Source organism: Mesorhizobium sp. M1E.F.Ca.ET.041.01.1.1, assembly GCF_003997355.1.
Classification (GTDB): Bacteria; Pseudomonadota; Alphaproteobacteria; order Rhizobiales; family Rhizobiaceae; genus Mesorhizobium.
Map to the genome: position 1 here is coordinate 1 of NZ_RZSL01000220.1, position 9138 is coordinate 9138.

At 65.8% G+C, this 9138-nt stretch carries 7 protein-coding genes; 4 read left to right on the forward strand and 3 right to left on the reverse strand.

Annotated elements, in window-relative coordinates:
- The 3 genes from EOA38_RS18665 to EOA38_RS18675 all read left to right on the forward strand — a co-directional run.
- On the forward strand, positions 1–957 hold a 957-nt coding region (locus tag EOA38_RS18665), incomplete at its 5' end, for an NAD(P) transhydrogenase subunit alpha (protein ID WP_145965994.1).
- A complete protein-coding gene (locus EOA38_RS18670; RefSeq protein WP_127299909.1) occupies positions 957–1379 on the forward strand; it encodes a proton-translocating transhydrogenase family protein in 423 nt (140 codons plus the stop codon). The genes EOA38_RS18665 and EOA38_RS18670, both read left to right, overlap by 1 nt.
- 1 nt (position 1380) lies before the next feature.
- Positions 1381–2778 carry an NAD(P)(+) transhydrogenase (Re/Si-specific) subunit beta gene (locus tag EOA38_RS18675; RefSeq protein WP_127299910.1) on the forward strand — a complete coding sequence of 466 codons (1398 nt, stop codon included), beginning with the start codon at positions 1381–1383 and terminating at the stop codon, positions 2776–2778.
- 72 nt (positions 2779–2850) lie between these two features.
- On the opposite strand, the gene gyrB is transcribed toward EOA38_RS18675, so the two are convergent.
- Together gyrB and EOA38_RS18685 are read right to left on the reverse strand one after the other, a co-directional pair.
- Positions 2851–5322 (reverse strand): DNA topoisomerase (ATP-hydrolyzing) subunit B, encoded by a 2472-nt coding sequence (gene gyrB, locus EOA38_RS18680; RefSeq protein WP_126090600.1) that lies wholly within the window; start codon positions 5320–5322, stop codon positions 2851–2853.
- Between the two features lie 248 nt (positions 5323–5570).
- On the reverse strand, positions 5571–6152 hold the full coding sequence (locus EOA38_RS18685; RefSeq protein ID WP_126090599.1) for an NADPH-dependent FMN reductase: 582 nt from the start codon (positions 6150–6152) through the stop codon (positions 5571–5573).
- A 180-nt stretch (positions 6153–6332) separates the two neighbouring features.
- On the opposite strand from EOA38_RS18685, the gene EOA38_RS18690 reads away from it, so the two are divergent.
- The gene (locus EOA38_RS18690; protein WP_127299911.1) at positions 6333–7703 is read left to right on the forward strand and encodes a cytochrome P450; all 1371 of its coding nucleotides are present in this window, start codon (positions 6333–6335) and stop codon (positions 7701–7703) included.
- Positions 7704–7715: 12 nt separating this feature from the next.
- Here EOA38_RS18690 and EOA38_RS18695 read toward each other — a convergent pair whose 3' ends face one another.
- Entirely contained in the window at positions 7716–8699 is a 984-nt protein-coding gene (locus tag EOA38_RS18695) for a complex I NDUFA9 subunit family protein (RefSeq protein WP_127299912.1), read from the reverse strand.
- Positions 8700–9138: the final 439 nt, after the last annotated feature.

Sequence of the window (9138 nt, forward strand, 5' to 3'; positions counted from 1 at the left end):
GCCGCGATGGCCAAGGCCGGCATCACCGCCTTTTCGATGGAATTCATGCCGCGCATCACCCGCGCGCAGGTGATGGACGTGCTCTCCTCGCAGGCCAATCTCGCCGGCTATCAGGCGGTGATCGACGCCGCGTGCGAATATGACCGGGCGCTGCCGATGATGATGACGGCAGCCGGCACCGTGCCGGCGGCCAAGACCTTCATCATGGGCGTCGGCGTCGCCGGCCTGCAGGCCATCGCCACCGCGCGTCGCCTCGGCGCCGTCGTCACCGCCACCGACGTGCGGCCGGCGGTGAAGGAGCAGGTGCAGTCGCTCGGCGCGAAATTCCTGGCGGTCGAGGACGACGAGTTCAAGGCGGCCGAGACCGCCGGCGGCTATGCCAAGGAAATGTCGAAGGAATACCAGGCCAAGCAGGCGGCGCTCACCGCCGAGCACATCGCCAAGCAGGACATCGTCATCACCACGGCGCTGATCCCCGGCCGGCCGGCGCCGAAGCTGGTCTCGTCCGCCATGGTCGCCTCGATGAAGCCGGGCTCGGTGATCGTCGATCTTGCCGTCGAGCGCGGCGGCAATGTCGAAGGCGCGGTGCCAGGCAAGGTCGTGACGACGGAAAACGGCGTCAAGATCGTCGGCCATCTCAACGTGCCCGGCCGCGTCGCGGCATCGGCCTCGTTGCTCTATGCCAAGAACCTCTACGCCTTCCTCGAGACGATGGTCGACAAGGCGACGAAAGAGTTCGCCATCAAGCGCGACGACGAACTGGTCAAGGCGACGATGCTGACCGACGCTGGGCAGGTCGTTCATCCCAACTTCGCCAAGGCGGCCGGCGAGCCGCGCACCGAACCCGCTGCGATACCGGCCAAGACCATGGTCGCCGATGCCGCGCCGAAGAAGGTAGCGGCGAAGAAACCTGCCGCAGCCAAGTCGGCCTCGTCCAAGTCGAAAGGGACCGCGTGATGGACGCACTGCAGAAAGCCCTCGATCAGCTCGATCAGGCGACCGCCGCCGTTCGCCTTGCCGTGCAGGACCTGGCCAACGCGCCCGCCGGCGCCGAGGCTGCCGGCAACGCGGCGCACGCGCTCTCGGGCGGCGCCGTCGATCCCTTCGTCTTCCGCTTCGCCATCTTCGTGCTGGCGATCTTCGTCGGCTATTATGTCGTGTGGTCGGTGACGCCGGCGCTGCACACGCCGCTGATGGCCGTCACCAACGCCATCTCCTCGGTCATCGTCGTCGGCGCGCTGCTCGCCGTCGGCATCGCGGCCTCCGGCCTTGCGGCGGGCTTCGGCTTCGTCGCCCTGATGCTGGTCTCGGTCAATATCTTCGGCGGCTTCCTCGTCACCCAGCGCATGCTCGCCATGTACAAGAAGAAGGAAAAGTGACGTGACCGTCAATCTCGCTTCCTTCCTCTATCTGGTATCGGGCATCCTGTTCATCCTGGCGCTGCGCGGCTTGTCGCACCCGACCACCAGCCGCCGGGGCAATCTCTACGGCATGATCGGCATGGGCATCGCCATCGCCACCACGCTGGCGCTGGCAACCCCGTCGGCCGGCCGCTTCGGCCTGATTGTGCTCGGTCTCGCCATGGGCGGCAGCATCGGCGCCTATGTGGCCCGCCGCATCGCCATGACCTCGATGCCGCAGCTTGTCGCCGCCTTCCACTCGCTCGTCGGCTTCGCCGCCGTCATGGTTGCGGCCGCCGCTATCTATGCGCCGGAAAGCTTCGGCATCGGCACGGCGGGCGACATCCATGCCCAGGCGCTTGTCGAAATGAGCCTTGGCGTCGCCATCGGCGCCATCACCTTCACCGGCTCGGTCATCGCCTTCCTCAAGCTCGACGGCCGCATGTCCGGCAAGCCGATCATGATCGGCGGCCGCCACCTGATCAACATCGCGCTCGGCATCGCGCTGTTCGTGCTGATCGTGCTTCTGGTCAACACCGAAGCCAAGCTGGTCTTCTGGCTGATCGTCGCCGCCTCGCTGGTGCTCGGCGTGCTCCTGATCATCCCGATCGGCGGCGCCGACATGCCGGTCGTGGTGTCGATGCTGAATTCCTATTCCGGCTGGGCGGCGACAGCGCTTGGCTTCACCCTCGGCAATCTGGCGCTGATCATCACCGGCGCGCTGGTCGGCTCTAGCGGCGCGATCCTGTCCTACATCATGTGCAAGGGTATGAACCGCTCCTTCATCTCGGTCATCCTCGGCGGCTTCGGCGGCGAGACGGCTGCCGCTGCCGACGACGGCATCGAGCGCACCGTCAAGCAGGGCTCGGCCGACGACGCGGCCTATCTGATGATGAACGCGCAGAAGGTCATCATCGTGCCCGGCTACGGTATGGCCGTCGCCCAGGCCCAGCACGCGCTGCGCGAGATGGCCGACAAGCTCAAGGCCAACGGCGTCGAGGTGAAGTACGCCATCCACCCGGTCGCCGGCCGCATGCCCGGCCACATGAACGTGCTCCTCGCCGAGGCCAATGTGCCTTATGACGAGGTGTTCGAGCTGGAGGACATCAACTCCGAATTCGCGCAGGCCGACGTCGCCTATGTCATCGGCGCCAACGACGTCACCAACCCGTCCGCGCGCGACGACAAGTCCTCGCCGATCTTCGGCATGCCGATCCTCGACGTCGACAAGGCCCGCACCTGCCTGTTCGTCAAGCGCTCGCTCGGCTCCGGCTATGCCGGCATCGACAACACGCTGTTCTACAAGGACGGCACCATGATGCTGCTCGGCGACGCCAAGAAGATGACCGAGGAAATCGTCAAGGCCATGGATCACTGATCAACTGCGGCTTCTGCAAAAAAGCCCGGCGTCGCCGGGCTTTTTTGCAGGAGACTGTCGGCCAGATCCCGATCAAATATCCAGATTGGCGACCGACAGCGCATTGTCCTGGATGAACTCGCGGCGCGGCTCCACCTCGTCGCCCATCAGCCGCGAGAACAGGCTGTCTGCGTCCGTCGCATCCGCCACCTTGACCTGCAGCAGCGAGCGCACGTTCGGATCGAGCGTGGTTTCCCAGAGCTGCTCGGCGTTCATCTCGCCGAGGCCCTTGTAGCGCTGCATGGTCAGGCCCTTGCGGCCCGTGGCGAACACCGCGTTGAGCAGCGCCAGCGGTCCCGAAATGGTCTCAGAGACGTCCTTGCGGCGCAGCACCGGCGGCTCGCTGTAGATCTCGGAAAGGCGCGAGGCATAGCGGTCTAGCTGGCGCGCATCGGCCGAATTGATCAGCCCGGCGTCGAGCTGCACGAATTCCTTGACGCCGCGCACCGTGCGCTCGAACACATAGCCGCCGGTGCCGTCATTCGAAGCCGACAGGCGTCCGGTCCAGCCGCGCTCGGTCTCCTCGGCGATTATGTCGAGCCGCCCGGCGACGCGTTCGGCCATGGCGTTGGCGCGGCCGAGATCGGCAAGCACGTCGGCATTGAGCGCGCCGGCGATCGCCGCCTGCTCGACGACATCGCGGTTGTAGCGCGTGTGCAGCCCGTTGATCAGGTGCCGCACCGCCAGCGCGTCGTCGATGGCGCCGCGCAGGTCCTGTCCGGTGCGCACTTCGCCGGACGCCAGCGTCAGAGAAGCCTCCTCCAGCCCGGAGTCGATCAGATATTCCTCATAGGCGCCTTCGTCCTTGAGGTACTGCGAGCTTTTTCCCCGCGTCACTTTGTAGAGCGGCGGCTGGGCGATGTAGAGATGGCCGCGCTCGATCAGCTCCGGCATCTGCCGGAAGAAGAAGGTGAGCAGCAGCGTGCGGATGTGGGCGCCGTCGACGTCGGCGTCGGTCATCAGGATGATCTTGTGGTAGCGCAGCTTGTCGGCGTTGAACTCGTCCTTGCCGATCGAGGTGCCGAGCGCGGTGATCAGCGTGCCGATCATGTCGGAACTCAGCATGCGGTCGAAGCGCGCGCGCTCGACGTTCAGGATCTTGCCGCGCAGCGGCAGGATGGCCTGGTTCTGGCGCGAGCGCCCGCCCTTGGCCGAGCCGCCGGCCGAGTCACCCTCGACGATGAAGATTTCCGATTTCGCCGGGTCGCGTTCCTGGCAGTCGGCAAGCTTGCCTGGCAGCGAGGTGACGCCGAGCGTGCTCTTGCGGGTGATGTCGCGCGCCTTGCGCGCGGCCTCGCGCGCCGCGGCTGCCTGGATCACCTTTTCGACCACCACCCTGCCTTCGGTCGGATGCTCCTCCAGCCAGGTGCCCAATGCCTCGTTCACCAGCCCTTCCACCACCGGGCGGACTTCCGAAGAGACCAGCTTGTCCTTGGTCTGCGAAGAGAATTTCGGATCCGGCACCTTGACCGAGAGAACGGCGGTCAGGCCTTCGCGGCAGTCGTCGCCGGTAAGAGACACCTTTTCCTTCTTGGTCTGGCCGGAAGATTCGCCGTATCCAGTGATCTGCCGCGTCAGCGCGCCGCGGAAGCCGGCCAGATGCGTGCCGCCATCGCGCTGCGGGATGTTGTTGGTGAAGGCCAGCACATTCTCGTGATAGCTGTCGTTCCACCACATCGCCACCTCGACGGTGATGCCGTCGCGCTCGGCGCGGATCGCGATCGGCTTTTCGATCAGCGGCTTCTTGACCCGGTCGAGATATTTCACGAACTCCTCGAGGCCGCCGTCATAGTGCAGCTCATGGCGCACGAGGTCGGCGTGGCGGGCGTCGGTCAGCACGATGCGCACGCCTGAATTGAGGAAGGCGAGCTCGCGCAGCCGGTGCTCCAGCGTGTTGTAGTCGAACTCGACCATGGTGAAGGTCTCGGCCGACGGGAAGAAGGTGATCTCGCTGCCGCTGCGGCCCTCATAGGTTCCCAGGCGCCTGTCCTGCTCGTAGCTGCCGGTGACCTTCAGCGGCGCGTCGGCGTTGCCATGGGTGAAGCTCATCTCGAAGATCTCGCCGTTGCGGCGGATCTTGAGCTTCAGCCATGCCGAGAGTGCGTTGACAACCGATACGCCGACGCCGTGCAGGCCGCCCGAGACCTTGTAGGAATTCTGGTCGAATTTGCCGCCGGCATGGAGCTGCGTCATGATGACTTCGGCGGCCGAAACGCCCTCGCTGGGGTGGATATCGGTCGGAATCCCGCGGCCGTTGTCGATGACGGTCACCGAACCGTCGGGGTTGAGCGTCACCGAGACGAGGTCGGCGTGTCCGGCCAAAGCCTCGTCGATGGCGTTGTCCACCACCTCATAGACCATGTGATGCAGGCCCGAGCCGTCATCGGTGTCGCCGATATACATGCCCGGCCGCTTGCGGACGGCGTCCAACCCCTTCAAAACCTTGATGGAATCGGCGCCGTACTCGGCTTCCGCGCCATTGGCGCTTTCGGTCTGGTCGCTCATGAAAACCTGTCTGATTGATGTCGCTGGTCCGGCGCGGAAAAATGGCCCCGAATCGCGCCGTTTTGATGTCCTAGATATAGGCGCAAATGACTGGTTTTCCAAGGTTTGCGGGCATTTTGCCGGCTTGGCGAGAAGGCCCTTGTGCTGCCGCGGCGCGTCGGCTCCGCGATCGGGCCAGATGGTAGGGCCAGGCGGCTGCGAAAGCCGCGTCCGGGCACGGCGCGCAGCCGGTCGTGCCGGATCGGCCTTTACTCCAAAGGCAAGCTGGCGCGCAGTGCCTTCAGCGCCTCGCTCCAGCGGAGCAGTTCGTCGAGCATCATCTTGGCACCCTGCAGCACGTAGTCGCTCGCCTGGTACGCGCCATCCTTGTCAAGCAGCGTCCTGTAGGTGGGCAGCGCCACGCCTTCCGGGATCGGCATGACGCCGACCGAGGTCAGCAGCGGCTTCAGCGCCTGCGCAGCGCGTAGGCCGCCGGACACCCCGCCATAGCTGAAGATGGCGGCGGGCTTGTAGCGCCACTCCTTGAGCAGATAGTCGACCGCGTTCACGATCGCCGGGGCCACGAAGTAATTGTATTCCGGCGCCACGAAGACGAATGCGTCGGCGGCGTCGATCGCCTTCGACCAGGCCTTGGTGTGGTCGTTCTCATATTTGCCCAAGCGCGGATGATGCGGCTCGTCGAGCATCGGCAGCTTGAAGGCGGCAATGTCGGTCAGCACCGGCTCGAACTTGCCGTGCTCGCGCGCGAAGCCCTCGAGCCACTCGGCGAAGATCGGCCCGGCGCGGCCCGGCCGCGTGCTGCCGATGATGATGCTCAACTGGTTCTTCACGGGTGGCTCCTTCATTGACAGTATACATTGGTGACTAAAGCAAGCAGTCACCGTCAACAAGCGGCCATTGGTCGCGCCGTTCACATTCAGGCGAGGCGGTCCGTCCGCGGACTTGCCACTCGGCCACATGGACGCCCGCCTTGCCGGGCACTACATTTAGCCTGCCAGCGGAGCATGCCCATGGACACCAAGCCCGCCCCCTTCGTGCCGCCCGCGCCGAAGCCGCGCACCCAGCCGCCCTCGACGCTGGAGATGATGCGCATCGTCTACCGCAACCCGCTCGAACTATGGGGCGAGCATACCTACAACGAGCCCTGGATATCAGTGACCGGCATCGGCGGGCCGCTGGTCATCGCCAACGATCCCGGCCTCATACGCCATGTGCTGATCGACAACGCCAGGAACTACAAGATGGCGACCGTGCGCCAGCTGATCCTGCGCCCGATCCTGCGCGACGGCCTGCTCACCGCCGAGGGCGAGGTGTGGAAGCGCTCGCGCAAGGCCATGGCGCCGATGTTCACGCCGCGCCACATCTTCGGCTTCGCCGAGCCGATGCTGAAGCGCGCGCTGGAATTCGTCACCCGCTATGAGGCCGGCGGCACGACCGACGTCGCGCGTGACATGACGATGCTCACCTACGACATCCTGGCCGAGACGCTGTTTTCCGGCGAGATCGCCGGCGAGCAGGGCAGCTTCGCCAAGGAAGTCGACCGCCTGTTCGAGACCATGGGCCGCGTCGATCCGCTCGACCTTTTGCGCGCGCCGGAATGGCTGCCGCGCTTCACCCGCATCCGCGGCCGCAAGACCATGGCCTATTTCCGCAACATCGTCGCCGGCACGGTGAAGATGCGCGAGGAGCGGCTGAGGCGCGACCCCGATAGCGTGCCGCAGGATTTCCTGACGCTGCTGTTGAGAGCCGAGGGACCGGATGGCCTGACGCGCTCGGAAGTCGAGGACAACATAATCACCTTCATCGGCGCCGGCCATGAGACGACGGCGCGGGCGCTGGGCTGGACGATCTATTGCCTCGCCGAGGCGCCCTGGGAGCGCGACAGGATCGAGCAGGAGATCGACGCGGTGCTGGCAAGAGAGCCTGATCCGACGAAATGGCTGGACGCCATGCCGCTCACCCGCGCCGCCTTCGAGGAGGCGCTCCGGCTCTATCCGCCGGCGCCATCGATCAACCGCGAGCCGATCGAGCCGGAGACCTGGAACGGTCTCTATATCCCGAAATATGCCGCCGTGCTGGTGATGCCCTGGGTCGTGCACCGCCACCGCAAGCTGTGGGACCGGCCGGACGCCTTCATGCCGGAGCGTTTCCATCCCGAAAACCGCGACCGGATCGACCGCTTCCAGTATCTGCCTTTCGGCGCCGGGCCGCGGGTCTGCATCGGCGCCAGCTTCGCCATGCAGGAGGCGATCATCGCTTTAGCCATCCTGTTGTCGCGCTTCCGCTTCGACGTGACATCCGAAACGCGGCCATGGCCGGTGCAGAAGCTGACGACGCAGCCGCAGGGCGGCCTGCCGATGCAGGTTTCGCGGCGCGCTTAGTTGGGAAATTGTCTACCGGTCGGCGATCGGTCGGCGCTGTTGGAACTGGCCGGCGGCGCGGAAGCGCCAGAGGTAGCTCGGCAGGATCGTCGCGATCGCCTGCGGCTGGATGCCGAGGCCGCCGAGCGTCCTGTCCGCCTTGGCGGCGGCTTCGGAGACGACATTGTGCGCGCGCAACTGCAGCACCTGGTCCTTGGTCAGCAGCGGATTGGGCAGCAGCTGAAGGATCGAGGCCTGGATGTTCGCCACCCACCACGGCACCGGCACCAGGAGCCGCCGGCGATCGATGACCGCGAGCATCTCTTCCATGCATTCCTTGAAGGTCAGCACCTGCGGACCGCCGAGCTCATAGATCTGGCCGCCCTTGACCTTGCCGTCGACCGAGCGCGCAATCGCCTCGGCGACGTCGCCGACATAGACCGGCTGGAATTTCGTCTGCCCGCCGCCGATCAGCGGCAGGACGGGCGAGAGGCGTGCCATGCCGGCGAAGCGGTTGAAGAAGCTGTCTTCCGGTCCGAAATTGATCGACGGCCGGAAGATGACGGCATCCGGGATCGTCTCGAACACCGCCTTCTCGCCGAGCGCCTTGGTGCGCGCGTAGTCGGAAGCCGAGTTCAAGTCGGCGCCGAGCGCCGAGATGTGGGTGAAGCCGGCGCCGACCGCACGCGCGGCCTCGGCGATGGCGCGCGCGCCGAAGTCGTGCACGGAGCCGAATTTCTGCCGGCCGGTCTCGTGCAGGATGGCGACCAGGTTGACGACGTGGTCGGCGCCCTGCACGGCGCGGTCGACCGACCAGCGCACGCGCACATTGGCCTGCACCGGCTGGATCTGGCCGACATTGCCGAGCGGCTGCACATGGCCGGCAAGGTCCGGCCGCCGGCAGGCGACCCGGATGCGGTAGCCGCGCTTGGCCAGCGCGCGCACGACATGGCGGCCGACAAAGCCTGAGCCGCCGAAGACGACGACAAGCTTGGGGGTCTGCAAGATTTCGGTCATGGCTGGCTCCGGCGCGCTTTCCCGATAGTACTTGGTTACAGCGCCGCGCGGCCAATCGGACGCGCAAAGGACGCTGTAAGACTTTGATCTGGCCGTTTCATAGTCGGTTTCGCGCCAAAGGCAAAGGGCAGGCGAAGCCAATCTCGAGCTTGTTTCGGCCCAAACAGAAAACCCCGCCGAAGCGGGGTTTTCCGGGCAGTGCTCGCACCGAAACAGGGACCAACGAGGCGGCCTGACCTGAGACGGTATCAAGGCGGCGTGAAGCATTCACGCCCGCCCCGGCCCTGGACGCCCGGCGCGGCGCCGCCAACCGCAAGCCGCGACCCAGCCACCCTCTGCGGCTTGCGATGTGGGGTGCCGATGATGGGTCGTCGCAGGGCGATAAAAGGTTCAACGGGCACGTGAAGAAATGCGCGCGCTATGTCGCCGAGTGTGCCTT